This is a genomic window from Sphingobium sp. LB126, from assembly GCF_002795205.1.
GTDB lineage: Bacteria > Pseudomonadota > Alphaproteobacteria > Sphingomonadales > Sphingomonadaceae > Sphingobium > Sphingobium chungbukense.
Genome location: NZ_NETV01000001.1, coordinates 1690166 through 1715854, shown reverse-complemented (window position 1 = coordinate 1715854; position 25689 = coordinate 1690166). Strand labels below are relative to the sequence as shown.

The following is a 25689-nucleotide window of genomic DNA, read 5'->3' as shown; positions in this document are numbered from 1 at the left end:
CATCTTATGTGAAATCGCTCTAGATCACGGCGCACGTCCCACGGAATTGACAGGCCCCGCTTCATGTTCACCGGCATCATCACCGACATCGGCACCATCCGCGCGGCGGACCAGCGCGGCGACCTGCGCCTCGTCATCGGCTGCGCCTATGACATGGAAGGCGTCGCCATCGGCGCATCGATCGCCTGTTCGGGTGCCTGCCTGACCGTGGTGGAAAAGGGGCCCGACTGGTTCGCGGTCGACCTGTCCGCCGAAACCGTCGCCCGCACCGCACCGGACCTGTGGAAGGTGGGCGGCCGCCTCAACCTCGAACGCGCGCTGAAGGTCGGGGATGAGCTGGGCGGCCATATCGTCACCGGCCATGTCGACGGTATCGGCATCTTGGTGTCAGCCACGGCAGAGGGCGATTCGACCCGCCTCGTCATCGCCGCGCCCGCCGCACTGGCACCAGCCTTGGCCGCCAAGGGATCGATCACGGTCGACGGCATCTCGCTGACGGTCAACATGGTGGAGGATCAGCCCGACGGCAGCGTGCATTTCGGCCTGAACATCATTCCCCACACCGCAGCCGCGACGACGCTGGATGGCCTGCCCAAAGGACGCGCCTTCAATCTGGAGATCGATGTACTGGCCCGCTATCTCGACCGCATGCAGGCGTTGCGCAACCGGGCAGCCTGACCGGGCCGAACAAAATGCAGTGCTCGATGTGATTTGCGCTTGAACAAATCACATCGCAGTGTGATATGTGCTCCACATCCCAGATCGGGAAAGGAGTCGTTCCGTGTCATCAGCCCTCATCGATACCGTCCGTTCGCTCGTCACCGATGGTGGCCTGTCCCGTTCCGGTCTGGCCCGCGCCGCCGGGCTGCATGCCAATTCGCTGCGCAAGCTGGGCGAGAGCGACTGGAACCCGACCGCCGAAACGCTGGGGAAGCTGGAAGCCTATCTCGCCAAGCGGGAGGGCGGCACCGCGCTCGCCTCACCCGAGGAGATCATCAACGAAGCCCGCAACGGCCGCATGTTCATTCTGGTCGATGACGAGGATCGGGAAAATGAGGGCGATCTGGTGATCCCGGCGCAGATGGCGACACCCGATGCGATCAATTTCATGGCGACGCATGGCCGCGGCCTTATCTGCCTGGCGCTGACCAAGGACCGGGTCGATCATCTGGGCCTGGGCCTGATGAGCCGCAACAACGGCACCCGGCATGAAACCGCCTTCACCGTGTCGATCGAGGCGCGCGAAGGCGTCACCACCGGCATCAGCGCCGCCGACCGCGCCCGCACCATCTCCGTCGCGATCGACGGATCGAAGAGCCGCGAGGATATCGTCACCCCGGGCCATGTCTTCCCCCTGGTGGCCAAGGACGGCGGCGTGCTGGTGCGCACCGGCCATACCGAGGCGGCGGTGGACGTGGCGCGGCTGGCCGGCCTCAACCCGTCCGGCGTCATCTGCGAGGTGATGAAGGATGACGGCACCATGGCGCGCCTGGACGACCTCATCCCCTTCGCCCAGAAGCACAAGATGAAGATCGGCACGATCCGCGACCTGATCGCCTATCGCCGCCGGCATGATCATATGGTCGAACGCCGTGCCGAAACCGTCTTCCGCAGCCAGTGGGGCGGCGACTGGAAAGCGATCAGCTTCTACAACAAGGCGACCCAGACCGAGCAGCTCGTGCTGCAGAAGGGCAATGTCAGCCCCGACGAACCGACGCTGGTCCGCATGCACCAGCTTTCGCTGCTGGACGATGTCTACGGCGCCAACGGGCCGCGCAACGGCCTGCTCGCCAAGTCGATGGAACTGATCGCCGACCATGGATCGGGCATCATCGTCGCCCTGACGAGCCAGGCGCCGGGCGAATTCATCAGCCGCATCCTGCGCCATCATGCCGGACAGCCCGGCTCCGGCATGGACGAATTGCGCGACTATGGCGTGGGTGCGCAGATACTGGCGGACCTTGGCGTGCACGACATGATCCTGCTCACCAACAGCCACCACAGCCTGATCGCGCTTGACGGCTATGACCTGGCCGTGGTTGGGCAGCGGGCAATCGAGCTTTAAGGGGATATATCGTGGCCAAGTTCCTGATCGTCGAGGCACGCTTCTACGACCATCTCAACGACCTGCTGATCGAAGGCGCCGTCGCTGCGCTGGACGATGAAGGGCATAAATATGAGGTGGTGACAGTTCCGGGCGCGCTGGAAATTCCCGGCGCGGTGGCGCTGGCGGCGGAAACCGGCCGCTATGACGGCTTTATCGCGATCGGCGTGGTGATCCGCGGCGAAACCTATCATTTCGAAGTGGTGTCGAACGAGAGCGCGCGCGGGCTGATGGCGCTCAGCATGGACGGCATTCCGATCGGCAACGGCATATTGACGGTCGAGAATGAAGCCCAGGCGCTGACCCGCGCGAAAAAGCAGGAAAAGGACAAGGGTGGCGAAGCCGCCAAGGCGGCCATGGCCATGCTCGCCCTGCGCGAGAAATTCGCCGTCTGAACCCGCGATCGCCGACGGAGAAAAGGGCCGCCCGATGGAGCGGCCCTTTTTCGTTCAGGCCACCTTTTCCAGCGCCGGGTAATCGACATAGCCTTCGGCGCCCTGCGTATATAATGTCTCCTCCTGCAACGGGTTAAGCGATGCGCCGGACGACAGCCGTTCCGGCAGGTCCGGATTGGCAATGAAGGGCCGGCCGAAGCTGATCGCCTGCGCCAGCCCGCTGTCCAGATCGGCCTCGGCCCGGGCCGTGTCATAGTCGCTGTTGAGGACCAGCGGCCCCGCATAATGCTGGCGGATGAGCGGCGACTGGCGCGGCACATTGGTGGCGCCGCGCGTGCCGTCGGGCCGCAATTCGCGCAGTTCGAGGAAGGCAAGCCCGATCGGGTCCAGCGCCTTCGCCACCGCGAGCGACAGGCTGGCGGGATCGCTGTCGTCGGTGCCCTGCGTGTCACCGTTCAGCGACAGGCGCACCGCTGTCCGGTCCGCACCGATGGCATCGGCCACCGCCTGCGTGATCTCCCGCAGCAGACGCACACGATTTTCCGGCGGACCGCCATAGGCGTCCTCCCGCCTGTTGACGCCGTCGCGCAGGAATTCATCGATCAGATAGCCGTTGGCACCGTGGATCTGAACCCCGTCGAATCCGGCCTCGATCGCGTTGCGCGCGGCGGTCACATAGGTCTGGATGACATCGGGAATTTCCTCGACGTCCAGCGCCCGCGGCTGCTCATAGGATTTGTTGCCCTCATAGGTGTGCGCACGGCCGGGCGCCGTGATCGGGCTGGGGGATACCGGCTGCTCGCCCGTCACGCTGCTATGCACCAGCCGCCCCATATGCCAGAGCTGGGCGAAGATGCGCCCGCCCGCTTCATGCACGGCCGCCGTCACCGGCTTCCAGCCCTCGACCTGCTCGGCCGACCACAGGCCCGCCGCATGCGGCCAGCCCAGGCCCTGCTGCGAGACGCCGACGCCCTCGCTGATGATCAGGCCCGCCGAGGCGCGCTGGCGATAATAATCCGCCATGATCGGCGTCGGCACATGGTCGCGGGTCGCGCGGGCGCGGGTCAACGGCGCCATCAGCACGCGATTGGAGGCCTGGATGGCGCCAAGTCGCACCGGTTCGAACAGATTGGCCATGACATATTCCCTCTTTGAAGTTGCATATTGCAACGGGATTCACTGATGCCAGCTAAGCGACCATCGTGGCCGCTTCAACCCTCTTTCCTTTGGTGACCCCGCCAAGATTTGCTTTCCCTGTGCCGAGTCTGGCTAATATCATCCCGCACCGGAACCAGGCCCCAGCGGCGCTGACGCTTGTGCGCCCGCCCGGCGGCGCGTAGAACCCGGCCATGACACCGACGCACCAAGATATGACGCTGGACGAAGTGCGTGCCGCGCTTGCCCCCATATTGCCCCGCCACGCCGCCTTCGATGGCTGGCGCGCGGAGGCGGTGACCATGGCAGCGGAGCAGTGCGGCATCGACTCCGACATCGCGGCGCTGGCCTTTCCGGGTGGGGCAATGGACATGATCGACGCCTGGTTCGCCAGCATCGACATGCGGATGCTGGATGCGCTGGCGCCGGAAAAACTCGCCACGCTCTCGATTCGCCGACGCATCATCTCGCTCATCGAAACCCGCCTCACCCTTCTGGCGCGCGACCGCGAAGCGTTGCGCCGGGCGCAGGCGATCCTCGCCATGCCTCGCCATGCCGCCCGTGCCGCCAAGCTCGGCTGGCGCGCGGCGGACGGCATGTGGCGCGCGGCGGGCGACGAGACGACCGATCTCAACCATTATTCCAAGCGCCTGACGCTGGCCGGCGTTTATGCCGCGACCCTGCTGGTTTTCGTCGATGACGAGAGCGAGGATTGGACCGAAACCCGTGCTTTCCTGGCCCGCCGGATCGAGGGCGTGATGCGGTTCGAACGCGCCAAGGCGCAGTGGAAGGGGATAGGCGGCGGCGAACGCCTCAGCCTGTCGCGCTTCATCGGCCGGCTGCGTTACCCCGCCATATAATCCGCCACGGCCCGGTACGGATTCACGCTGGCCTTTTCCAATCGGTATTGATAGTCACTCGCAGAAGTAAATGACGAGTGCCTTACCCTTGCGCCTGACCGACCTGCCGCTGCGCCAACCCGCTTATGTGGACCTGATCGACTGGAACGCCCTGTCCGCGTCCGACGGACAACGACTCCGCGAATTCGGCCTGTGTGAAGGAGCCAGCGTGGAGGCATTGCACCATGGGGGGCTGCTGGGCCGCGGTCCCATCGCGTGCAAGGTCGGTCGCATGACGATTGCCATGCGCCGTAACCATGCCGCCGCCATAACGGTCCGGACGGGGCCGCAGGACGGGCTTCGGGCGGACGACGAGGCATGACCGGCCTGCCGTTGATCGCGCTGGTCGGCAATCCCAATGCCGGCAAGAGCGCCCTGTTCAACGCCCTGACCGGCGCGCGGCAGAAGCTGGGCAATTATCCCGGCGTCACGGTGGAACGCAAAGCGGGCCGTTTCTCCCTGTCGGACGGCCGTCCGATCGAACTGGTCGACCTGCCCGGCACCTACAGCCTCAACCCCACCAGCCCCGACGAGCAGGTGACGCGCGACGTCATCCTGGGCAAGCAGGCGGGCGAGCGCCTGCCCGATGCGCTGGTGGTGGTGGTCGACGCCTCCAACCTCGACAATCATCTGCGCTTCGCGCTGGAACTGATCGCACTGGGCCTGCCGACCATCGTCGCGCTCAACATGGTCGATCTAGCCACCCGCGACGGGCTGGAACTAGACGCCCACATCCTCTCGCGCGAGTTGGGTGTGCCGGTGATCTCCACCGTCGCCGTGCGCAAGCGCGGCCTCGATCATCTGCGGACCGAACTGGAATCCATGCTCGACGCGAATGCGGGCAGGGTCCGGCCTTCGGGCGAACATCGTGATTTCGAAGGTCTGCGCCAGGAAGCGCGTCGCATAGCGCGCTCCGCCATCGTCCGCGAAACCCCGTCGCGCCGCCTGACCGCCGCCGTCGACCGGGTGGCGCTGCATCCCACGGCCGGGCTGATCCTGCTGCTCGCGCTGCTGTTCGTGATGTTCCAGGCGGTCTATGCCTGGTCGGAAGCGCCGATCGCGATGATCGAGGGCCTCGTCACCTCCGCCGGCGACGCGGTGGCGGCAACGCTGCCGGACGGTCTGCTGCGCTCCTTCCTGGTCGATGGCGTGATCAACGGCGTGGGATCGGTCATCACCTTCCTGCCGCAGATCCTGATCCTCTTCTTCTTCATCCTGATGCTGGAGGCGACCGGCTATATGGTCCGCGCCGCCTTCCTGATGGACGGGTTGATGGCGAGGGTGGGGCTGTCGGGCCGCGCCTTCATTCCTCTCCTCTCCTCCTTCGCCTGCGCGGTGCCGGGGATCATGGCGACCCGCACCATATCCGATCCCAAGGACCGGCTGACCACGATCCTGATCGCGCCGCTGATGACCTGTTCGGCGCGCCTGCCGGTCTATGCGGTGATCATCGGCGCCTTCATCCCGGCGCGCACAGTAGCACTGGGATTTGGGCCTTTGGGCATCGGTTTGCAGGGGCTGGTCCTCTTCTGCCTCTATATTTCGGGGATCGTCGGCGCGATGCTGGCGGCGCTGGTGCTGCGCCGTACCGTGACCAAGGGAGCGAGCGGCGGTTTCCTGATGGAAATGCCCAAATATCAGTGGCCCCGCCCGCAGGACATCATCCTGGGCCTGTGGCAGCGCGCGGTGATCTTCCTCAAGCGTGCAGGCACGATCATCTTCACCTCGACCGTGATCCTCTGGATGCTGCTCAGTTTCCCCAAGGCGCCGGAGCATAGCGGCGTCAGCCAGGTCAATTATTCGGTCGCCGGGCGCATCGCCAATGGGCTCAACGTCGTGCTGGAGCCGATCGGCTTCAACCGCGACATCTCGCTGGCGCTGATCCCCGCCATGGCCGCCCGCGAAGTGGCGGTATCGGCCCTGGCGACGGTCTATTCGCTCGACGCGGATGAGGATGAGGCGAAGCTGGAGCGGAGCCTGGGCGATCGACTCAAGGACAAATGGCCGCTGCCGACAGCACTCGCCTTCCTCGCCTGGTTCGTCTTCGCGCCGCAGTGCATTTCCACCATCGCCGTCACCCGGCGCGAGACCAATGGCTGGAAATGGCCGCTGTTCATGATCGGCTATCTTTTTGTGCTGGCCTATGCCGCCGCGGGCCTCACCTACTGGACCGCCACCGTGGCGGGGCTATAAGGGCCAGCTAAAGTATCGGAGGAAACATGGCGGGTTCGGTCAACAAGGTCATTCTGGTGGGCAATCTGGGCGCGGACCCGGAAGTCCGCAGCTTCCAGAATGGCGGCAAGGTGTGCAATATTCGCATTGCGACCTCCGAAACATGGAAGGACCGCAATTCGGGGGAGCGCAAGGAGCGCACCGAATGGCACAGCGTCGCGATCTTCTCCGAAGGTCTGGCCGGTGTCGCCGAACGCTATCTGCGCAAGGGCAGCAAGGTCTATGTCGAGGGCAAGCTGCAAACCCGCAAGTGGCAGGACCAGTCGGGCAATGACCGCTACACCACCGAAGTCGTGTTGCAGGGGCCGAGCGCGGTGCTGACCATGCTGGACGGCGCGCCGGGCGGTGGCGGCGGCCAGGGCGGCGGCTTTGGCGGTGGCGGCCGCTCCCAGGGCGGCGGCGACTGGAGCGGCGGATCGAGCGGCTTTGGCGGCGGCGATTATGACGATTTCAGCGGCGGTGGCTTCGGCGGCGCCTCCGGCCGTTCGTCGGGAAGCGGTCGCGGCAGCACGGGCGGCCCGAATTTCGACAACGACCTGGACGATGAAGTGCCGTTCTGACGGCATTGACCCCGTAAAGCAGAGAAAGCGCCTCCAACCGCCAGGCTGAGGCGCTTTTTTCTTTGGCGGTGGATGGGGGATGGCGACGCATCGCACATGGTCGTTCCATGCGGAGCGGTGCAATGTTCCCTTTCGCTCCAAATGGCTCTAGAGGGCTGCGGCAAGCCTGAGCGGCACCCGAACAGCAGCAGGAAGCACCTTCATGTCAGACGTCACCATCAAACGCGCCCTCCTTTCCGTATCGGACAAGTCCGGCCTCATCGAACTGGGCCAGGCACTGGGCAAGCATGGCGTCGAACTGGTATCGACCGGCGGCACGGCCAAGGCGCTGCGCGAGGCGGGGTTGGAGGTGAAGGATATTTCCGACCTCACCGGCTTTCCCGAGATGATGGACGGCCGCGTCAAGACGCTCCACCCCAAGGTCCATGGCGGCCTGCTCGCCGTGCGCGACAATCCCGATCACGTCGCATCGATGAACGAGCATGAGATCGGCGCGATCGATCTGGTGGTCGTCAACCTCTATCCCTTCGCCGCCACTGTCGCCAAGGGGGCGGGGCGCGAGGAGATCATCGAGAATATCGACATTGGCGGCCCCTCCATGGTCCGTTCGGCGGCGAAGAATCATGAAAGCGTGGCGATCGTCACCGATCCCGCCGACTATGCCCGTCTGATCGCGGAAATGGAGGAGAAGGGCGGCGCGACCAGCTATGATTTCCGCCGCATGCTCGCGGCCAAGGCCTATGCCGCCACCGCCGCCTATGATTCGATGATCGCAAGCTGGTGCGCCTTCGTCGATCAGGGCGTGCAGTTCCCCGAAAGCCTTTCGGTCTCCAGCAAGCTGGGGTCGACGCTGCGCTATGGTGAAAACCCGCACCAGTCGGCTGCGCTGTACCTGCCGGTCGGTCCTGGCGCGAACGGCATCGCGCAGGCGCAGCAAATCCAGGGCAAGGAACTGAGCTACAATAATTACAACGATGCCGACGCCGCGCTGGAACTGGTCAGCGAGTTCCGCGACGGCCCGCCGACCGTGGTGATCGTCAAGCACGCCAACCCGTGCGGCGTCGCCACAGGCGCCACGCTGATCGAGGCCTATGAAGCCGCGCTCGCCTGCGACAGCGTATCCGCCTTCGGCGGCATCATCGCCGTCAACCGCCCGCTCGATGGTCCCACCGCCGAAGCGATCAGCGGCATCTTCACCGAAGTCGTCGCCGCGCCTGGCGCCGATGATGATGCCAGGGCGATCTTCGCGAAGAAGAAGAATCTCCGCCTGCTGCTGACGGGCGAACTGCCCGATCCGGCGCGTAACGGCCTCCAGATCAAGAGCATTGCCGGCGGCCTTTTGGTGCAGGGCCGCGACAATGGCCGCATCAGCCGCGATCAGCTCAAGGTCGTGACCAAGCGCGCGCCGACACAGCAGGAACTCGACGACTGCCTGTTCGCCTGGACCGTCGCCAAGCATGTGAAGTCGAACGCCATCGTCTATGCCCAGGGCAACAGCACGGCCGGCATCGGCGCAGGCCAGATGAACCGCCTCGAATCCGCCCGCATCGCCGCCTGGAAGGCGAAGGATGCCGCCGAAAAGGCGGGCTGGGCACAGCCACGCACCATCGGTTCGGCGGTGGCATCCGATGCCTTCTTCCCCTTTGCCGACGGCCTGCTGGCAGCGGTCGAGGCGGGCGCGACGGCGGTGATCCAGCCGGGCGGTTCGATCCGGGACGAGGAAGTGATCGCGGCGGCCGACGAAGCGGGTCTGGCGATGGTCTTCACCGGCATGCGCCACTTCCGCCATTGATGAAAATGACGCGGATGCGAAGGGGCGATCGATCCTTTCGCATCCGCAAAAATAGCGGTTTTCAGCCAATTTTTGCGAACTGGCCCTTTCCAACTGCCTGCATGAAGCTTATTTGAAGGGGTGACCCCACTCCCACGTCAGGCGTTGGGCAGACCGATAATGTTCGACAGGAGAAACAGGATGACCAGAAAGACGCTGGTGGCGCTGGCCGCCACGATGACGCTTGCCTTGCCCGCCGCCAACGCCTTTGCCGGCATCAACGACATGGATGTGGTCGTCGACGGCCGTGCGGGAACGGAAACCCGCAGCATTGCCGTGCCGATGGGCGATCTCAACCTCGCCAGCACGCATGGCGTCCGTGTGGCGGACAGCCGGATCACCAAGGCCGCCAAGAAGGTGTGCGGCTGGATGAACGGCTCGATCGTGCCCGCCACGCCCGACTATCGCGCCTGTTTCGGCGACGCGCTGGATGGCGCGCGCGCCGATCTCGATACGCTGATCAAGTCCCAGCGCCAAGGTTGATCCCTTTTCCTGAATGATCGACGCCGGTGGACATATATCCGTCGGCGTCGCCTCATCTTGCATTGTTACCGGCTATTAACTACTCCTTAGAAGATTTCCTTCACCTAAACCGGCGAAGGATTTCATCGGGGGGCCTTAGATGCCGCTGAACGACGACAATGTGGATGTCGCCATCATTGGCGCGGGTCCGGCCGGCCTTACCGCCGCTTATCTGCTGACCAAGAAAGGCTATTCGGTCCAGGTCATCGAAAAGGACCCTGTCTATGTCGGCGGTATCAGCCGGACGGTGGAACTAAATGGTTTCCGCTTCGACATCGGGGGGCATCGCTTCTTTTCCAAGTCCCAGGAGGTCGTCGACCTCTGGAATGAAATCCTGCCCGACGACTTCATCCAGCGTCCGCGGATGAGCCGCATCTATTATGAGGGCAAATTCTACAGCTATCCGTTGCGCGCCTTCGAGGCGCTGGGCAATCTGGGCATCTGGCGTTCGACGCTCTGCATGGCGAGTTTCGCCAAGGCGAAGCTGTTCCCCAACCGCAACGTCCGCTCCTTCCAGGACTGGACCGTCAACGCCTTCGGCCACAAGCTGTTCTCGATCTTCTTCAAGACCTATACGGAGAAGGTCTGGGGCATGCCCTGCGACGAAATGTCGGCGGACTGGGCGGCGCAGCGCATCAAGGGCCTGTCGCTCTGGGGCGCGGTGATGGACGGCCTCAAGCGTTCGCTTGGCCTCAACAAGAAGCCCAATGACGGCATGGCGACCAAGACGTTGCTGGAAAGCTTCCGCTATCCGCGCCTTGGCCCCGGCATGATGTGGGAAGCGGCGCGCGATTTCGTGGTGGCGGGCGGCAATCAGGTGCTGATGGCCCACAGCCTGGACCAATTGTCGCAGGATCAGGCCAGCGGCCGCTGGCGCATGGTGGCGCAGGGACCGGATGGCGAAGTCGTCATCAACGCCGCTCATGTCATCAGTTCAGCGCCGATGCGCGAGCTGGCCGGTCGCATCCATCCGCTGCCCGCCACGCTGGGCCATGCGATGGAACTGAAATATCGCGACTTCCTGACCGTGGCGCTGATGGTGAAGGGCGAGGACATCTTTCCCGACAACTGGATCTACATCCATGACAGCAAGGTGAAGGTCGGCCGCATCCAGAATTTCCGGAGCTGGTCGCCCGAAATGGTGCCCGATCCGGACCTCGCCTGCGTGGGCCTGGAATATTTCTGCTTCGAGGGCGACGGCCTCTGGTCGTCGAGCGACGCTGACCTGATCGAGCTGGCGAAGAAGGAAATGGCGATCCTGGGCCTGTGCGATCCCGGCGATGTCGTCGGCGGCGCGGTGGTACGGCAGGAAAAGGCCTATCCGGTCTATGACGACAGTTATGCCGACAATGTGCTGGCGATGCGGACCGAATTGCAGCGGCTTTACCCCACGCTGCATCTGGTCGGTCGCAACGGCATGCACCGCTACAATAATCAGGACCATGCGATGATGACGGCGATGCTGACCGTCCGCAATATCGAGGCAGGCGAGCAGCTTTACGACATCTGGGCGGTCAACGAGGACGCCGAATATCATGAGGCGGGCGAGGAAGGGCAGGATACCGCCGGTCGGCGCGCCGCATTGGCAAGCGAGCGGCCGGTGCCCAACCGGTTGAAGGCGGCCTGAGCCCCATGCCCATTTGGGTACGCTACATGGCCGGACCGTTGAACGCCATCATCGGCCGTTTCACCTTCACGCGCTATCTGCTCGCCAGCATCTGCGCGCTGTCGGGCGACTTCGCCCTGTTCCTGTTGCTCAACCATATGGGTCTGCCGCCGGCTATCGCTGCCCTTGGCGGCTATTCGGGCGGGCTCGTCCTGCATTGGCTGATCAGCGTCCATTTCGTCTTCGAGATGCAGGAGCCCGCCACGCACGCCCAGCGCATCGCCTTCATCCTCAGTGCGCTGATCGGCATGGCGATCACCATGGCATTGGTGGGGGGTTTGAGCGGCCTGGGCATGCAGCCCGCCATGGCCAAGCTGATGGCGGTACCGGTCAGTTTCCTGGCGGTCTATGCGATCCGGAAATATGGCATCTTCGCCCGCGGCTGAATCCCCTTCCCTTTCGCAAAAACCGTCGATCGCCGGCTGGCAGGTCGGTGGAGCGGCCTTGCTGGCCTGGCTCTTATGCTGCGCCGTCATGCTCTGGCTGTTTCGCAATGGCCTGACGGGGCTGGATTTCCGCGATCCTGATGACGCCATGCGGCTGCAACAGGTTCGCGACTGGCTGGATGGGCAGGCGTTCTGGGATGTCAGCCAGCATCGCGTCAATCCGCCAGCGGGCGGCCCCATGCACTGGTCGCGCATAGTCGACATGCCGATCGCCGCTCTGATCCTCCTGCTGCGGCCGTTCCTGGGCACGGCAACGGCGGAACTTGCAGCCTGCGCGCTGGTGCCCCTGTTGACGCTGGGTGGCCTGACGGGGACGGTGTTCCTTGCGGCGCGGCGCGCGGGCGGCCGCATCGTCGCGCTGTTTGCGGTCGCCCTGCTTCTGACGACGCCGACCATATTGGTCCAGTTCACGCCGTTCCGGATCGACCATCACGGGTGGCAGATCTGGATGGCCGCCATCGCCCTGTGCGGAACGCTCGATCCGGATCGTCGCAGGGGAGGCGCCGTTGCGGGGCTGGCGCTGGCCGTCTGGCTTCAGATTTCCAGCGAAGCACTGCCTTATGCCGCGCTCTTTGCCGGTGTGTTTGCCCTGTGGTGCTGGTTCGATCGGCGGGAAGTGCGCCGTTTCTGTGCCTTTGCCGTCACATTGGGGAGCAGCGCACTTCTGCTGTTGCTGTTACTGCGTGGCCCTCAGGCGCCACTGATCCGGCAGTGCGACGCCCTTTCGGCAGCCTATATCTGGCCCTTGATGGCCTTTGCGCTGGCGACACCGCTGGCCCTGCGCCTGATCGGCACGGATTCGCTCCAGCGCCGATTCCTCGCGACGGCGACCGGCGGCGTCGCAGCGATCGGCATATTCCTGTTCACCGGGGGTTCCTGCCTTTCGGGCGACCCTTTCAAGGCGCTGGGTCCGGTAGCCTATCGGCTCTGGTATCTGCAAGTGAAGGAGGGCCGCCCGGTCTGGGAACAGGGGCTGCTGATGTCGGGGATCATCCTCCTGCCGACGATCATGGGCCTCTTCAGCACCATCATTGCCGCGAAACGCACCAAGGAGCGCGAGGCGAGAGTACGCTGGATCATGATCGCGCTGCTGCTCGGCGGGGCTCTGGCCGTCTCCATCCTCGTGTTGCGCGCCATGTCGGTGGCGCATGTCCTGGCACTGCCCGGCATCGCCTGGCTGTTGCTGGCGATATTCCGGCATATCCAGAGCTGGACGAGACCGGCGGCGCGCGTGCTGGTGTCGGCGGCCGTCGCGATTTTGCTGACGCCGGCGGGCTTGTGCGGTGCCTGGGTCCTGGCTGCCAGCGGCGTGAGCCAGAAGGAGCAGCCGGAAACCGCCAATTGCCGGGCGTCAGCCATATTGGCACCCTTGCATGGCCTGCCGAAGTCCGTCCTCTTCGCGCCGCTCGATCTTGGCCCGGACATATTGGTGCGGACCGGCCATAGCGTGATCGGCACGGCCCATCATCGCAACGCGGCCGGCATCACCGCCGTCATCGAAGGCTTCACCGCCCCGCCGGACAAGGCGCGGACCATCATCATGGGGCTGAACCACGGCCGGGGCGCGGACTATGTCGTGACCTGCCATGCGATGAACGAGGTCAAACATTATCGCGGCGACTTCCTGCAGAGCCTGGCCGCCGATCTGGAGCGCAACAAGCCCCCGCGCTGGTTGCAGCAGGTGCCCACGAAGGGGCCGCTCCACATCTACAAGGTGGTCGTTCAGCCTGGCACGAAGGCCAACGCAACGCCGTTCATGCAATAGCGTTTGCCCGTGGGCTTCGGTCCGTCGTCGAAGACATGACCAAGATGCCCGCCGCAGCGCCCGCAATGCACTTCGGTCCGGGGATAGCCGAGTTCGAAATCGCGCGACGTGCCCACCGCACCGGGCAAGGGCGACCAGAAGCTGGGCCAGCCCGTGCCGCTGTCGAACTTGGTCTTCGAACTGAACAGCCGCTGGCCGCAACCAGCGCAGGTGAAGATACCGGCGCGATGTTCCTTGTTGAGCGGGCTGGTGAAGGGATATTCGGTCGCCTGATGGCGCAGCACATTATAGGCGAGCGGGCTCAGCCGCTTGCGCCATTCCGCATCGCTGAGAGTGAAGGCATAGGCCTTCGCGGCCCCTGACGAACCCCAAAGCCCAAAAACAGCTGTTGCCGCCGCCAATCCGCCAGCACCCAGAAATTGCCGCCGATCCATGGGGCCACTCATAGCAGGATCAGCCTGTCGCGCTTCTGAACAATTGTTTCCACCAGCCGCCGCCTGATTTCAGCACATGGCGGCGGAACAACAGCACGCCGATCCGGATGATGATGCCGACCCAGATCATCTGCCAGATGATCGCCAGCAGATGCGGCCAGAGCGCGTCCACCTGCGCCGCCCGGGCGATCATCGCAAAGGGGGAGGAAAAGGGCAGGATGACGGCGGCGATCTCGGGCGGCGATCCCATCTTGTCGACGGCATAGCTGGCGAAGAAGAAGATCAGCATCTGCGCCATGGTGACGGGCATGTTGAGCGTCTGCACCTCCCGCACGGTCGCCGCCTGCGCACCGATACCGATGAAGAGCGAGCCGAGCAGCGTATAGGCCATGGCGAAATAGATAAGGCCCAGCATCAGGAAAAGCGGCCAGCCCATCGCCGGTTCGGCGAGGCTGGTGCCCGGGTCCTTCACCGCCAGGAAGGCGGCGAAGGCTGTGCCACCCCAGAAGAATATGCCCACGAAGCTCATCGCCAGCATGGCCATCAACTTGCCCAGGAAAATCGCATCGACTGGCACGGCCGCTGCCAATATCTCTATGATCTTGTTGGTCTTCTCCTCGACCAGATTGGACAGGATCATGCCCGCGAGCAGCAATGTGAGGAAGAAGATCACGATCTGCGCGATGCGGCCGATGATCAGCCGTCCCTGGGTCTGCGCGCCGATGCTGGTGGAGACCGGCTGCGGCTCGACATGGACCATGTGCAGCGATTTTTCGGCAAGGGCCGCGCTGGCGATCAGGCTGATGTCCCCTTCCAACCGCTTGATGTCGTCGGGCTGGCCGGTCATGATCGGCCGGGTCAGCGAACCCGATACGATCACCACGACATCGGCATTCGCCTTGGCGAGTTGGGCACGGGGCTCGGACGACAGGGAAACGCGGCGCAGCACAGGCAGCGATTGCGTCGCCATCCGTTCGCTGAGGCGCGCCTGCGCCTGTTCCATCCGAGCCGCATCGGCCGCGGGCATCGCCAGCCCCACGACGGGACGCAGGTCGGTGCTGGAGATCCGGCTGCCAAGCCCGCCGAACGCCATGCCGATGATGATCGGGAACAACGGGCCAAGCAGGAACAGGATGAAGGTGCGCGACAGCACCACCGCGGTGAAATCCCGCCGGGCGATGACGAAGGCGGCGCGCATCATTTCCTTCATGCATCCTCCTCCATGCGCGCTTCGTCTTCCTGCATCTGCCGCGCCGCCGCTTCTCCTGCAATGGCGACAAAGGCGTCGTGCAGGCCGGGCCGTTCGATCGACAGGCTTTCGATGCCCGCATTGCCGTCGAGCAGCGCCCGCAGCAGCGGTTCGATGCCCTCCTCCGGCAAGGCGAAGTGCCAGGCGCCGTCCTCCGCCAGCGTTTCGGCCGGCAAGGCGCGGCGCCAGTTGCCGTCGCTGAGCCGGGTGCGCAGGCGTACCTGCGGGCGCAGGCGGTCGCGTGCCTTCGCCACCGTGCCTTCGAAGCGGATGCGGCCACCCGCGACGATCGCGATGCGTTCGCAGAGCCGTTCGGCATGGGCGATCACATGGGTGGAGAAGAGTACCGTCACGCCGCGCCGCGCCTGATCGCGGATCAGCGCCTCCAGCTTGCCCTGGTTGAAGGCGTCCAGGCCGGAAAAGGGTTCGTCCAGCACGATCAGTTGCGGTTCGTGGATGATCGTGCCGAAAAGCTGGACGGTCTGGGCCATGCCCTTCGACAATTGGCGGATCGGCTTTTCGGCGGCGGCACCCATGCCATAATCCGCCAGCATGGCAAGGGCGCGTTCCCGCCCGGTCTTGAGTGGCAGGCCGCGCAGGGCGCCCATGAAAGCGATCGCCTCGAACGCCTTCATCGACGGGTAGAGGCCGCGTTCCTCCGGCAGATAGCCGACATTGCGCGCCTGGCGCAGCGGGGTGGGATCGCCCAGCAGGCTGCGATGGCCCTCGTCCGGGTCGATGATACCGAGCAGGGTGCGCAGCAATGTGGTCTTGCCAGCGCCATTGGGACCCAGAACGCCGTAGATCGATCCGGCGGGCACTGCGATGTCGATGCCGTCGACCGCCCGGAATTGCCCGAAAGTCTTGACAAGACCCTGGCCTTCAACGGCATAGGTCGGTTGAGGAGCCCCGATCATCGGCCTCTGATAGTCGCATCGCATGCCAACGCAAAACGAAACATTGGAAGAACGGCTTAAGGCCGAAGCGCGGCGGCTGGGTTTTGCCGCCTGCGCGATCGCGCCGGCCGATGCCGCGCCCCTGGCCGGGGAGCGGTTGAAGGCATGGCTGGATGCCGGGCATCATGGCGACATGCTGTGGATGGAGGAGCGCGCCGGGCAGCGCGGATCGCCCCAAGGGCTTTGGCCGGACGTGCGCAGCGTCATCATGCTGGGGATGAGCTATGCCCCGGGGCGCGACCCGCTGGCCTTGGCGGAGGTCGGCGATCGGGGACGGATTTCGGTCTATGCGCAGGGACGGGACTATCATGATGTGGTCAAGAAGGGATTGAAGACCCTCGCCCGCTGGCTGGTCGATCAGCATCCGGGCGCGCTCAAGGTCTTTGTCGACACCGCCCCGGTGATGGAAAAGCCGCTGGCGCAGGCGGCAGGGCTGGGCTGGCAGGGGAAGCACAGCAATCTGGTCAGCAGGGCGCATGGAAGCTGGCTGTTCCTGGGTGCGATCTATAGCGAGATCGCGCTGGCGCCCGACGCGGCAGAGGAGGACCATTGCGGCAGTTGTTCCGCCTGCCAGACGGCCTGCCCGACCGACGCCTTCCCCGCGCCCTATGTGGTCGACGCGCGGCGGTGCATTTCCTACCTCACCATCGAGTATAAGGGGCCGATTCCGGAGGAATTGCGGGCGGGGATCGGCAACCGGATTTACGGCTGCGACGATTGCCTGGCGGTGTGCCCGTGGAACAAGTTCGCGGATGCGGCGGCGGCAAACCGGGCCTTTGTGGGGCGGGCGGAGCTGGCGGCACCTGCGCTGGACGATCTGCTGGCGCTGGACGACGCAGGCTTTCGCGAGATTTTCTCCGGTTCCCCGATCAAGCGGATCGGGCGGAACCGGATGGTGCGCAACGCCGCCATCGCGGCGGGGAACAGCGGCGACCGACGGCTGATCGAGCGGTTGCGTCCGCTGGTGCAGGATGAAGACCTGGTGGTGGCGGAGGCGGCCCGCTGGGCGCTGAAGCGCCTGCAATGATGTTATCGGCCCGTCATTTCGCCTGGAGCGCCGCCGCGCAGCTTGCCGCATCGATGTCGGTGCCGGTGGGTGTGCGCGCGTCGACATGGGTGACGAGCGGCTCCCTCCCCTGCGGCGGGACATAGAGATAGGCATCCAGCACGCAGCGCCCATTGGCGAATTGCAGCTTGCGCATGGTGCTTTCCCGGATGTCGAGCCGGGGCTGACCGAACATCTGGATGAGATGCCGGGCGTCGGTTCCGATCAGCGGGCCGGGCCGGGTGAAGGCGCTGGCAGGCGGACCGGCGGGCGGCCGGGAAATCTGGGTCGCGGGGGGCGGCACGACGCCGCCGCAAGCGGCGAGGGTCGAGGACAGGGCTGCGGCAAGGACCAGATGGAGACGGGTCATGACATTTTCCTTCGGGCACCGTGCAGCATGTGGACTGCCATAGCCGCGCTCCAGATCGGCGCAAGCAGGTTGAGGACCGGCACCAGAAAGATCAGCGCCGAAACGAGCCCCATGAGCCACCGGTTGCCGCGCGGGATCGGCGACAGGTCGGGATGGCGCGGCTCGACCATGTCGGCCAGATCGCGGCCCAGCAGGATGGCGTTGACGATCAGGAACAGCCCGATGGTGCCGATGCCCGTCACCAGCAGCAGCGCATAGGCGGGCAAGGCGAGCAGGTTCCAGCCGATGGTCCGCAATAGGGAGCGCAGCGCGAAATGGAGGCTGCGACCCCAGCCGACGGGGCGGGCGCGGGCGGCGGCCTGCGGATAGTCTTCACACTCGACCGCGATGATGATGTCGTCGGCGAAGAGGCTCATGATCGCCATGGCGGTGGCGCGGAACAGCAGCCAGGCGGCGGCGATCATCGCCAGCGCCGTGGCCGTCGCCTCCGCCAGCCCACCCCCGTTCATGGTCCATCCGAAATGCAGGCGGGCGGCGTGGATGCCGCTCCAAAGCGCAACGGCGAGGATGGCGAAGGCGAGCAGCGTCAGCAGCAGCGTCTTTAACAGCAGCCGCAGCGCCGCGCCGTGGAAGATCGAAGGAAAGGCGCGGAAGGCAGCGGTCAGGATCATGATGCAAGCTATTCCCCGCTCCGCGCGAAGCGTCAATCAGCGGCGTTGCGCGTGGCGTCACGGAACGATAGAGACGGCGGGATTTTTCCCCCTCAATCACGAAGGATTTTGCGTGACCGCTGCTGCCCCCACGCTTGATGTTGTCGCCATCGGCAACGCCATTGTCGACGTGCTCGCCCGGAGCGACGACGCCTTTCTGGCAGAACATGCGCTGACCAAGGGCGGCATGCAGTTGATCGACGCGGAAACGGCCGAGAGCCTTTATGCCGATATGGGCGCGGGCAAGGAGATCAGCGGCGGGTCGGCGGCGAACACGCTGGCCGGGTTGGCGGCGCTGGGCAAGAAATGCGGATTTATCGGACAGGTCAATGACGACCAGTTGGGCGCGGTGTTCGCCCATGACGTGCGGGCGCTGGGCATCCGCTACGATACGCCGGTAATGCAGGGCGACGTGCCGACGGCCCGCTGCCTGATCCTGGTGACGCCGGACGCGCAGCGGACGATGAACACCTTCCTGGGCGCCTCGCAGTTCCTGCCCGAAGCGGCGCTGGACCTCGATCTGATCCGCTCCGCCTCGATCCTGTATCTGGAGGGCTATCTCTGGGATCCGGAGCAGCCCCGGGCGGCGATGCGGGCGGCAATCGACGCGGCGCGGGGTGCGGGCCGCAAGGTCGCTTTCACCCTGTCCGACAATTTCGTGATCGACCGGCATCGGGCCGACTTCGTCGATCTGATCGAGCAGGGGCTGATCGATATCCTCTTTTCCAATGAAGGGGAAATCCAGTCGTTGGCGCAGGTCGACGATTTCGAGAAGGCGGTGGCCGCCATCGCGGCGAAGGTGCCGGTGCTGGTGTCGACGCGCAGCGAAAAGGGCGCGATCGCCGTGGTCGACGGGGTGCGGTACGAGGCCTTTGCCGCGCCGGTGGCCGAGGTGATCGACACGACCGGGGCGGGCGACCTGTTCGCGGCGGGTTTCCTTGCCGGCCATCTGGAAGGACTTGAGATCGACCGGTGCCTGAAACTGGGCGCCGCGGCGGCGGCCGAGGTGATCTCCCACTGGGGAGCACGGCCGGAAGAGGATCTGAAGGCGATCCGGGCGAAGACGCTGGGGTGAGACGGAAAGGCCGGGCGGAAGTCCGGCCTTTTTCCGTTCAGGCGGGTTTCTGCTTCCGGAACAGCGCGCGGTCGTCCGGACCGAAACCCCAGCGCCAGATGACGACGCCGTAGACGCCGAGGATGGTGAAGACGCCGAAGACCAGCTCCACCCATTCAAGGCTGGGCGGCAGGGCGACGAAGGCCGCGCCGACGATGCAGGCGACACCCGAGGCGCTGAGCAGCGGCCAACGCCAGGCGTTGACCTTGGCCCCGAGCAGGGTCGAGAGCAGCCGCGCCTTGACGAGCGCGCCAACGCCGAGCGCCATACTGAGCGCGAGAGCGGGTGCGGCGGCGAGCGCCATGTCCTGGAGCCCGAGCCGCCTGGCGAGGAAGATCAGCGCGAAGCTGAGCCCAGCCTGGAGCGCGATCATCATCAACGAGATCATCAGATTGCGGTGGCGGGCGATATAGACCAGCGCGGATTCGCTGACGACGGCGGTGGCGGCGACGACTTCGGCCAGCAGCAGGAAGGCGAGCGCGCCGGTGCCGCCGACGAAATGCGGGCCGACCAGGCCCATCACCGCCTCGCCCGGGATGCCCAGCGCCAGAGCGATGCCGGCCTGCGCGGCAATGATCCAGAAGCCGACCTGGCTGACCTGTTTCGCGATGGCGCCGAGGTTGCCCTCCGCCAGATTGCGGGTGATGACCGGGCCCAGGATCGGGTCGAAGCTGGTTTTCAGCTTCTGGGGCAGCGAAGCGACCTGCTGCGCGACATAATAGATGCCGACCACCGCCGGGCTGACGAACAGGCCGAGGATGGCCATGTCGAGGCGGCGGGAGCCCCATTCGACGCCGTCCGCCGCCGCTAACGGCAAGTTGCGGCGGGCAAGGCGCCAGAGGCGGCCGACATCGGGACGCCAGCCATAGGGGATGCCGTAATGCCGGGTCATCGGAATGATCGAGGCAACCAGCGCCGCGATCATCGAGACGACATAGGAGAGGATGAGGCCGTCGCGGGTCGAGTAGAAAGCGAAGGCGAAGGCACCGATGCTGATCGCCCAGGGCTCTATGATCGAGCGGGCGCGGACGGTGGCGCCGATGTCGAAGCGATAGGCACAGGCGGCGAGCGCCACATCGGATCCCGCGACCGCGATGACGATCAGCGCGAGCAGGCGGTCGAGACCGTTGATGCCGCTGTTGGGGAACATCGCCTGCGGGAAGGCGACGAGGAGCGCGCTGCCTACAGCCGAGGCGATCAGCGTCACCAACATGGCGTCGGTCACGACATGGCTGTGCGGGCGTTCCGTCTGGGCGAGAGCGCCTGCAAGGCCGCGTTTCAGGCCCAGGGTCGCGAGCTGGGCGACGAATTCCACCACCAGAACGGCATAGGCGAAGCGGCCAAGCGCATCCGCGCCATACCAGCGGCCGGCAATGAAAAGGAAGGGCAGGCGCGCGGCAAGGCGGAGCAGGAAGCCGAACACATTGGTCCGTCCACCCTTGGCAAGCGCCGCAATGTCATCCTGCTGCGCGGGAGTGGCCCCTTCAGCCGCCAAAGAACTCTGATCCCCCTGTGACATCAATGCTGTCGCGTCATTTTATGGAGCCGGACTGTAGCAATATCTGGAAAGATCGCGAGTTTTTATTCGGCGCGCAGCGGACGGGCGAGCAGCGCGTCCATGACTTGCGCCAGCGGCGCGGCGTCTTCAAGCAGGGCGCAGACGGCTTCGACGACCGGCATTTCGACCTGGGCCGCGCGGGCCGCTTCGCGCAGGACGGGGGCGGTGAAGGCCCCTTCCGCTACGGTCCGGCGGTTGGAGAGCAGGTCCCTGGCCGACTGGCCTTCGCCCAGCCCCTTGCCCAGCGAGAAATTGCGGCTGTTGGTCGAGGAGCAGGTGAGGACGAGATCGCCAAGACCCGACAGCCCGGCGAGGGTTTCCGCGCGGGCGCCCCGTGCAAGGCCGAAGCGGGTCATTTCGGCAAAGCCCCGGCTTATGAGCGAGGCGCGGGCGTTGAGGCCAAGGCCCGCCCCCTCCGCTACCCCGCAAGCAATGGCAAGGACGTTCTTGACCGCGCCGCCGATCTCCGCGCCGACGACATCGTCGGAGAGATAGGGGCGGAAGGCCGGGCGGGCGATCCGGGCCGCGATTTTTGCGGCAAGATCGGCGTCGGCGCAGGCAAGCGTGATCGCGGTGGGCAGGCCCCTGGCCACCTCATGGGCGAAGGTGGGGCCGGAGAGGACGGCGATGGGGGAAGCCGGCTGCACCTCCGCCGCGACCTCGGACATGAGGAGCCCGGTGCCTGCCTCTATGCCTTTCGAGCAGAGGATCAGCGCCGTGCCTGCGGGCGCCTGGGCCACGACCTTGCGGAGATGCTGAGCCGGGCTGACGATCAGCAGCATGTCGCGGTCGCCCATGGCGGCGATGTCGCCGGTGGCTTCGATCGAGGGGCTGAGCGGGATGTTGGGCAGGTACAGAGGATTCTGCCGGTCCTTGTTGACCGCGTCCACCACTTCGGATTCCAGCGCCCAGAGACGGACATGCTGGCCGTCCGCCGCAAGGGTCTGAGCGAGCGCAGTGCCCCATGCGCCTGCGCCTATCACACCGGCTTTGAGGGAAGGGGCATTCATGCTTTCACTCCTGCTCCACGCGCTTTTTCCGCGCTGGGGTCGAGCGGCCAGCGCGGGCGGGCCGGGACGGTGAGGTCATCGATCAGACCCGCCGCATAGCGCTCCGCGCCCGCCCAGGCGATCATCGCCGCATTGTCCGTGCACAGCCAGAGCGGCGGGGCGACGAAGGGCAGGTCATGCTCGGCGGCAAGCGCTTCGAGCGCGGCACGGATCGACTGGTTGGCGGCGACGCCGCCCGCGACGACGAGGGCGGTGATGTCCTGAAGGCCGGCCAGTTGGCGCCCGGTGCGGTCGATGAGACAGTCGATCACCGCCTGCTGGAAGCTCGCGGCAATGTCCTCTACCGAATATTGGCCGGATTGGGCGGCGCGCATAACGGCACTTTTGAGGCCCGCGAAGGAGAAATGCGGCTCCGCCGTGCCGACAAGGGGGCGCGGGAGCGGGACAGCCTTGGCATTGCCGAGGGCGGCGGCTTTCTCCACCGCCGGGCCGCCGGGATAGCCAAGGCCGAGCAGCTTCGCCGTCTTGTCAAAGGCTTCGCCGCTGGCGTCGTCTATGGTGGTGGCGAGGCGGGCATAGTCGCCGGGGCCGCGCACATGGAGCAATTGGCAATGGCCGCCCGACACCAGCAGCAGCAGATAGGGGAATTGGAGGCTCGGGTCCGCAAGACGCGGCGAAAGCGCGTGGCCTTCAAGGTGATTCACCGCGATCAGCGGCTTGTTCGCGGCATGGGCGAGCGCCTTGCCGGTGACGAGGCCGACCATCACCCCCCGATCAGGCCGGGACCGGCGGTAGCGGCGATCACATCGACGTCGCTGAGGGTCAGGTCCGCGTCCTTCAGCGCCGCCTCGATCAAGGGAGCGAGCGCCTCGACATGGGCGCGGGCGGCGATTTCGGGGACGACGCCGCCATAGGGGCGGTGCGCCTCCTCCTGCGTGGCGAGGCGGTGGGCGAGGATCTTGCCCTCCGCCGTCACCAGCGCCGCCGCGGTTTCGTCGCAGCTTGATTCCAGGCCGAGGATGATAGTCATTGCCGCTTCCATCTAATGTCCGCGATCATTAGAGCAAGCGGGATCATGCAAAAGCTGTCCCGACCTCTCCGCCTTGGCACCCGTGGCTCCCCTCTCGCGCTCGCGCAGGCGCATATGACGAGGACGGCACTCCGCGCCCGGCATGGCTGGGACGAAAACGCTGTAGAGATCGTCACCGTGCAGACCAGCGGGGACCGGATTCAGGACCGGGCACTGGCCGAGATCGGCGGCAAGGCGCTGTGGACCAAGGAACTGGACCGGGCGCTGCTGGCGGGCGAGATCGATTTCGCGGTCCACTCGATGAAGGATGTGGAGACGATCCGGCCCGCGGAGATTCGGATCGCCGCGATGCTGCCGCGTGCCGATGTACGGGACCGGCTGGTGGGCGCGGCGAGTTTCGCGGCGCTTCCCGGGCAGCCGGTGGTGGGCACGAGCTCGCCCCGCCGGGCGGCGCAGGTGAAACGATTGCGGCCCGACGCGAAGGTCGTGCTGTTTCGCGGCAATGTGGCGACGCGGCTCGCCAAGCTGGCGAAGGGCGAGGCGCATGCGACCCTGCTGGCGGCGGCGGGGCTGGACCGGCTGGGCCAAAGCGATGTCGGCGTCGCGATTCCGGTTGACGTCATGTTGCCCGCGCCGTCGCAAGGCGCCGTGGGCATCGAGACGCTGAGCGGCAATGCGGCGATGCTGGACCTGCTGGCGACGATCAGCGACACGGACACGTTCGACTGCGTGATGGCGGAGCGGGCGGTGCTGGTCGGGCTGGGCGGCACCTGCCATTCGCCGATTGCGGCGCTGGGGCGGCTGGAGGAAGGGCAAATCCACCTGCGCGCCGAGATCATCAGTCCCGATGGGCAGGAAACGATCGGGGACGCGTTGCGGATCGCACGGAGCGATGTCGCCACCGCCGAAACCATGGGGCGCAGCTTGCTGGAGCGGGCCAGTCCGGCGCTACGGGCGCTGTTCGAGGCGTGAGGCCGCTCATCATCCTGCGACCCGAGCCGGGCGCCGCGAAGACGGCCGCGCGGGCGGCCGAATGGGGGCTGGATGCGCGGATCATGCCCTTGTTCGTGCCGCAGGCTGTGGAATGGGAGGGGCCTGCCCCGGACCGCTTCGATGCGCTGCTGCTGACCAGCGCCAACGCAGCGCGGCTGGCGGGAGCGAGGCTGGCCGCCTATCGGGCCTTGCCCGCTTATGCCGTGGGACCGGTGACGGCGAAGGCGCTGACCGAAGCAGGCTTCGACGGGGTCGTCGCCGGGGATGGCGATGGAAGCGCCATTGCGCGGCGAATAGCGGCCGACGGGCATGAACGGGTGCTGCATCTTGCCGGGCAGACGGTCGCGACGATCGACGCGGGCGGGCTTCGGATCGAGCGGATCGCCATATATGCCATGCGGCGGACGGGCGATGACGGACTCGCGGATCGGCTGGAGGCGGGCAGCGTGATATTGGTCCATTCGCCGCGCGCCGGGGAAGTGCTGGCGCAGCTCGTGGCACCGGGGCAGCGCGCCGCCCTGCACCTGATCGCGATCAGCCCGGCCGCGCTGGCGGCCTGCGGCACCGGCTGGGCCAGCGCCGAAGCGCCCGACAAGCCCGATGATGAGAGGATGCTGGCCCTTGCCGTCCGATTATGCGAATGATTCGCCTCCTATGGAAGAAAGGCCCTTGATGAGCGAGACGGACGGCGCACAGGACAGCGTGACAGCGTCGCCCCCCGTGCGTCGGCGTGGCCCCTGGCTGCTGGTGCTGCTGGTCTTGCTCGCTTTTGCCTTGGGCGTCGTCCTGACCGTTCTGGCCCTGCCGAAAATCCAGCGATGGAATGCGCCACAGCGGCAATCGGCGCTGGCCGATCCGATGCTGAACGGCATGCCGCCGGGCACGCCCATGCGTCCGTTGTCCGCCGATGCCGCGCAGATGCTGGATATGCGGGTCGTGCAGCTGGAGGAACGGCTGAACCGCATTACCGTGGAGGCACAGGCAGCGTCGGGCAACGCGGCGCGGGCGGAGGGCCTGCTGGTCGCGTTCGCCGCGCGGCGCGCGCTCGATAGCGGGACGCCGCTCGGTTATATCGAGGGGCAGTTGCGGCTACGCTTCGGCCAGGCGCAGCCGCGTGCCGTCGCGACCATCATCAATGCGGCGCGCGAGCCGGTGACACTGGCCGACCTGCGCGCCGGGCTGACCGCCGTGGCCGATCATGTGACGGTGCCGCCCGCCGACGCAAGCTGGTGGCAAGCGCTGGAACATGAGGCGCGGGAGATCATCACCATCCACAGGGCGTCCACCCCCTCCCCCCGGCCGCAGGCGGCTCTGGACCGGGCGGTCCGCTATCTGGACGGCGCGCGCGTCGGCGCGGCGCTGGCGGAAGTGGAACAGATGCCCGGGCGGGCGGCGGCGGATCGATGGATGCAATATGCGCGGCGTTATCTGGAGGCGCGGCGCGCGCTCGACCTGATCGAGACGGCGGCGATCCTGGAGCCGCGCCAACTGCGCGCGGCGGACGGCGGTGCGGTGGCGCAGACGTCACCACTGGCGCCCTGATCCATCGACGCCCCTGAAGGGCTGTCACAAACGACGAACGGTTGAATTGCATCGACAAAAGGCGTGGACGCGGGCCTGCCTGTCATGAGAATGTCATCTTTCC

The 25689-nt window shown here is 65.9% G+C and carries 25 protein-coding genes and 1 pseudogene; 17 read left to right on the top strand and 9 right to left on the bottom strand.

Annotated features, from left to right (window positions below; translation table 11 throughout):
* Nucleotides 1-63: 63 nt before the first annotated feature.
* The 3 genes from CAF53_RS08395 to ribH all read left to right on the top strand — a co-directional run bounded on the left by CAF53_RS08395 (nucleotide 64) and on the right by ribH (nucleotide 2499).
* Nucleotides 64-678 (top strand): riboflavin synthase, encoded by a 615-nt coding sequence (locus tag CAF53_RS08395; RefSeq protein WP_100237825.1) that lies wholly within the window; start codon nucleotides 64-66, stop codon nucleotides 676-678.
* A 103-nt stretch (nucleotides 679-781) separates the two neighbouring features.
* On the top strand, nucleotides 782-2065 hold the full coding sequence (gene ribB / locus CAF53_RS08390) for a 3,4-dihydroxy-2-butanone-4-phosphate synthase (RefSeq protein ID WP_100237824.1): 1284 nt from the start codon (nucleotides 782-784) through the stop codon (nucleotides 2063-2065).
* Nucleotides 2066-2076: 11 nt separating this feature from the next.
* On the top strand, nucleotides 2077-2499 hold the full coding sequence (ribH, locus tag CAF53_RS08385; protein ID WP_046762213.1) for a 6,7-dimethyl-8-ribityllumazine synthase: 423 nt from the start codon (nucleotides 2077-2079) through the stop codon (nucleotides 2497-2499).
* Between the two features lie 54 nt (nucleotides 2500-2553).
* On the opposite strand, the gene CAF53_RS08380 is transcribed toward ribH, so the two are convergent.
* Complete coding sequence (locus CAF53_RS08380; protein ID WP_100237823.1) at nucleotides 2554-3636, bottom strand: alkene reductase; 1083 nt, start codon at nucleotides 3634-3636, stop codon at nucleotides 2554-2556.
* Nucleotides 3637-3848: 212 nt separating this feature from the next.
* Here CAF53_RS08380 and CAF53_RS08375 point away from each other — a divergent pair, with 212 nt between their 5' ends.
* From CAF53_RS08375 to CAF53_RS08335, 9 genes are all read left to right on the top strand, one after another.
* Complete coding sequence (locus tag CAF53_RS08375; protein WP_100237822.1) at nucleotides 3849-4514, top strand: COQ9 family protein; 666 nt, start codon at nucleotides 3849-3851, stop codon at nucleotides 4512-4514.
* 88 nt (nucleotides 4515-4602) lie between these two features.
* On the top strand, nucleotides 4603-4875 hold the full coding sequence (locus CAF53_RS08370; protein ID WP_046762210.1) for a FeoA family protein: 273 nt from the start codon (nucleotides 4603-4605) through the stop codon (nucleotides 4873-4875).
* Nucleotides 4872-6746: a ferrous iron transporter B gene (locus CAF53_RS08365; RefSeq protein WP_100237821.1), complete on the top strand. Its 1875-nt coding sequence runs from the start codon at nucleotides 4872-4874 to the stop codon at nucleotides 6744-6746. The genes CAF53_RS08370 and CAF53_RS08365 overlap by 4 nt, the downstream gene beginning before the upstream one ends.
* Nucleotides 6747-6772: 26 nt before the next feature.
* Nucleotides 6773-7345, top strand: a complete 573-nt coding sequence (gene ssb, locus CAF53_RS08360; protein WP_046762208.1) for a single-stranded DNA-binding protein — start codon at nucleotides 6773-6775, stop codon at nucleotides 7343-7345.
* Nucleotides 7346-7547: 202 nt separating this feature from the next.
* Nucleotides 7548-9137 (top strand): bifunctional phosphoribosylaminoimidazolecarboxamide formyltransferase/IMP cyclohydrolase, encoded by a 1590-nt coding sequence (gene purH, locus CAF53_RS08355; RefSeq protein WP_100237820.1) that lies wholly within the window; start codon nucleotides 7548-7550, stop codon nucleotides 9135-9137.
* 180 nt (nucleotides 9138-9317) lie between these two features.
* Nucleotides 9318-9659, top strand: coding sequence for a UrcA family protein (locus tag CAF53_RS08350; protein WP_046762206.1), 342 nt, complete (start codon nucleotides 9318-9320; stop codon nucleotides 9657-9659).
* Nucleotides 9660-9798: 139 nt separating this feature from the next.
* Nucleotides 9799-11325: an NAD(P)/FAD-dependent oxidoreductase gene (locus tag CAF53_RS08345; RefSeq protein WP_100237819.1), complete on the top strand. Its 1527-nt coding sequence runs from the start codon at nucleotides 9799-9801 to the stop codon at nucleotides 11323-11325.
* A 5-nt stretch (nucleotides 11326-11330) separates the two neighbouring features.
* The gene (locus CAF53_RS08340; protein ID WP_100237818.1) at nucleotides 11331-11750 is read left to right on the top strand and encodes a GtrA family protein; all 420 of its coding nucleotides are present in this window, start codon (nucleotides 11331-11333) and stop codon (nucleotides 11748-11750) included.
* Nucleotides 11728-13575, top strand: a complete 1848-nt coding sequence (locus CAF53_RS08335; RefSeq protein WP_100237817.1) for a hypothetical protein — start codon at nucleotides 11728-11730, stop codon at nucleotides 13573-13575. The genes CAF53_RS08340 and CAF53_RS08335 overlap by 23 nt, the downstream gene beginning before the upstream one ends.
* On the opposite strand, the gene msrB is transcribed toward CAF53_RS08335, so the two are convergent.
* Genes msrB through CAF53_RS08320 form a run of 3 tightly spaced genes read right to left on the bottom strand, consistent with a single transcriptional unit; the run spans nucleotide 13533 to nucleotide 16175 of the window.
* Nucleotides 13533-14009 (bottom strand): peptide-methionine (R)-S-oxide reductase MsrB, encoded by a 477-nt coding sequence (msrB, locus tag CAF53_RS08330; RefSeq protein ID WP_046762202.1) that lies wholly within the window; start codon nucleotides 14007-14009, stop codon nucleotides 13533-13535. The genes CAF53_RS08335 and msrB overlap by 43 nt on opposite strands.
* 19 nt (nucleotides 14010-14028) lie before the next feature.
* Entirely contained in the window at nucleotides 14029-15219 is a 1191-nt protein-coding gene (locus CAF53_RS08325) for an ABC transporter permease (RefSeq protein ID WP_100237816.1), read from the bottom strand.
* Entirely contained in the window at nucleotides 15216-16175 is a 960-nt protein-coding gene (locus CAF53_RS08320; protein ID WP_100237815.1) for an ATP-binding cassette domain-containing protein, read from the bottom strand. Before CAF53_RS08320 ends, CAF53_RS08325 begins: the two co-directional genes overlap by 4 nt.
* A gap of 22 nt (nucleotides 16176-16197) precedes the next feature.
* Between CAF53_RS08320 and queG the strand changes: the two genes are divergently transcribed.
* Nucleotides 16198-17241 (top strand): tRNA epoxyqueuosine(34) reductase QueG, encoded by a 1044-nt coding sequence (gene queG / locus CAF53_RS08315; protein WP_197707381.1) that lies wholly within the window; start codon nucleotides 16198-16200, stop codon nucleotides 17239-17241.
* A gap of 13 nt (nucleotides 17242-17254) precedes the next feature.
* Here queG and CAF53_RS08310 read toward each other — a convergent pair whose 3' ends face one another.
* Together CAF53_RS08310 and CAF53_RS08305 are read right to left on the bottom strand one after the other, a co-directional pair.
* Complete coding sequence (locus CAF53_RS08310; protein WP_100237814.1) at nucleotides 17255-17629, bottom strand: hypothetical protein; 375 nt, start codon at nucleotides 17627-17629, stop codon at nucleotides 17255-17257.
* Nucleotides 17626-18300, bottom strand: a complete 675-nt coding sequence (locus tag CAF53_RS08305) for an EI24 domain-containing protein (protein ID WP_100237813.1) — start codon at nucleotides 18298-18300, stop codon at nucleotides 17626-17628. Before CAF53_RS08305 ends, CAF53_RS08310 begins: the two co-directional genes overlap by 4 nt.
* 112 nt (nucleotides 18301-18412) lie before the next feature.
* On the opposite strand from CAF53_RS08305, the gene CAF53_RS08300 reads away from it, so the two are divergent.
* Complete coding sequence (locus tag CAF53_RS08300) at nucleotides 18413-19414, top strand: adenosine kinase (RefSeq protein WP_100237812.1); 1002 nt, start codon at nucleotides 18413-18415, stop codon at nucleotides 19412-19414.
* Between the two features lie 37 nt (nucleotides 19415-19451).
* On the opposite strand, the gene CAF53_RS08295 is transcribed toward CAF53_RS08300, so the two are convergent.
* The 3 genes and pseudogenes from CAF53_RS08295 to tsaD all read right to left on the bottom strand — a co-directional run bounded on the left by CAF53_RS08295 (nucleotide 19452) and on the right by tsaD (nucleotide 23051).
* Complete coding sequence (locus tag CAF53_RS08295; protein WP_100237811.1) at nucleotides 19452-20972, bottom strand: lipopolysaccharide biosynthesis protein; 1521 nt, start codon at nucleotides 20970-20972, stop codon at nucleotides 19452-19454.
* A gap of 62 nt (nucleotides 20973-21034) precedes the next feature.
* On the bottom strand, nucleotides 21035-22021 hold the full coding sequence (locus CAF53_RS08290; protein WP_046762195.1) for an NAD(P)H-dependent glycerol-3-phosphate dehydrogenase: 987 nt from the start codon (nucleotides 22019-22021) through the stop codon (nucleotides 21035-21037).
* A pseudogene (tsaD, locus tag CAF53_RS08285) lies at nucleotides 22018-23051 on the bottom strand (tRNA (adenosine(37)-N6)-threonylcarbamoyltransferase complex transferase subunit TsaD). Before tsaD ends, CAF53_RS08290 begins: the two are co-directional and overlap by 4 nt.
* Before the next feature lie 45 nt (nucleotides 23052-23096).
* On the opposite strand from tsaD, the gene hemC reads away from it, so the two are divergent.
* The 3 genes from hemC to CAF53_RS08270 are packed head-to-tail and all read left to right on the top strand — an operon-like array spanning nucleotide 23097 to nucleotide 25586.
* Nucleotides 23097-24023: a hydroxymethylbilane synthase gene (gene hemC / locus CAF53_RS08280; protein WP_100238741.1), complete on the top strand. Its 927-nt coding sequence runs from the start codon at nucleotides 23097-23099 to the stop codon at nucleotides 24021-24023.
* On the top strand, nucleotides 24020-24688 hold the full coding sequence (locus CAF53_RS08275) for a uroporphyrinogen-III synthase (RefSeq protein ID WP_100237810.1): 669 nt from the start codon (nucleotides 24020-24022) through the stop codon (nucleotides 24686-24688). Before hemC ends, CAF53_RS08275 begins: the two co-directional genes overlap by 4 nt.
* Nucleotides 24689-24698: 10 nt before the next feature.
* Nucleotides 24699-25586 (top strand): hypothetical protein, encoded by an 888-nt coding sequence (locus CAF53_RS08270; RefSeq protein ID WP_100237809.1) that lies wholly within the window; start codon nucleotides 24699-24701, stop codon nucleotides 25584-25586.
* Nucleotides 25587-25689: the final 103 nt, after the last annotated feature.

Bases quoted from the DNA above. Each gene is read 5' to 3' on its own strand.
- CAF53_RS08395 (WP_100237825.1), top strand. From the start codon at position 64: ATGTTCACCGGCATCATCACCGACATCGGCACCATCCGCGCGGCGGAC.
- CAF53_RS08380 (WP_100237823.1), bottom strand. From the start codon at position 3,636: ATGGCCAATCTGTTCGAACCGGTGCGACTTGGCGCCATCCAGGCCTCC.
- CAF53_RS08375 (WP_100237822.1), top strand. From the start codon at position 3,849: ATGACACCGACGCACCAAGATATGACGCTGGACGAAGTGCGTGCCGCG.
- CAF53_RS08365 (WP_100237821.1), top strand. From the start codon at position 4,872: ATGACCGGCCTGCCGTTGATCGCGCTGGTCGGCAATCCCAATGCCGGC.
- ssb (WP_046762208.1), top strand. From the start codon at position 6,773: ATGGCGGGTTCGGTCAACAAGGTCATTCTGGTGGGCAATCTGGGCGCG.
- purH (WP_100237820.1), top strand. From the start codon at position 7,548: ATGTCAGACGTCACCATCAAACGCGCCCTCCTTTCCGTATCGGACAAG.
- CAF53_RS08350 (WP_046762206.1), top strand. From the start codon at position 9,318: ATGACCAGAAAGACGCTGGTGGCGCTGGCCGCCACGATGACGCTTGCC.
- CAF53_RS08345 (WP_100237819.1), top strand. From the start codon at position 9,799: ATGCCGCTGAACGACGACAATGTGGATGTCGCCATCATTGGCGCGGGT.
- CAF53_RS08340 (WP_100237818.1), top strand. From the start codon at position 11,331: ATGCCCATTTGGGTACGCTACATGGCCGGACCGTTGAACGCCATCATC.
- CAF53_RS08335 (WP_100237817.1), top strand. From the start codon at position 11,728: ATGGCATCTTCGCCCGCGGCTGAATCCCCTTCCCTTTCGCAAAAACCG.
- msrB (WP_046762202.1), bottom strand. From the start codon at position 14,009: ATGGATCGGCGGCAATTTCTGGGTGCTGGCGGATTGGCGGCGGCAACA.
- CAF53_RS08325 (WP_100237816.1), bottom strand. From the start codon at position 15,219: ATGAAGGAAATGATGCGCGCCGCCTTCGTCATCGCCCGGCGGGATTTC.
- CAF53_RS08320 (WP_100237815.1), bottom strand. From the start codon at position 16,175: ATGATCGGGGCTCCTCAACCGACCTATGCCGTTGAAGGCCAGGGTCTT.
- queG (WP_197707381.1), top strand. From the start codon at position 16,198: ATGCCAACGCAAAACGAAACATTGGAAGAACGGCTTAAGGCCGAAGCG.
- CAF53_RS08310 (WP_100237814.1), bottom strand. From the start codon at position 17,629: ATGACCCGTCTCCATCTGGTCCTTGCCGCAGCCCTGTCCTCGACCCTC.
- CAF53_RS08305 (WP_100237813.1), bottom strand. From the start codon at position 18,300: ATGATCCTGACCGCTGCCTTCCGCGCCTTTCCTTCGATCTTCCACGGC.
- CAF53_RS08295 (WP_100237811.1), bottom strand. From the start codon at position 20,972: ATGTCACAGGGGGATCAGAGTTCTTTGGCGGCTGAAGGGGCCACTCCC.
- CAF53_RS08290 (WP_046762195.1), bottom strand. From the start codon at position 22,021: ATGAATGCCCCTTCCCTCAAAGCCGGTGTGATAGGCGCAGGCGCATGG.
- hemC (WP_100238741.1), top strand. From the start codon at position 23,097: ATGCAAAAGCTGTCCCGACCTCTCCGCCTTGGCACCCGTGGCTCCCCT.
- CAF53_RS08270 (WP_100237809.1), top strand. From the start codon at position 24,699: ATGGAAGAAAGGCCCTTGATGAGCGAGACGGACGGCGCACAGGACAGC.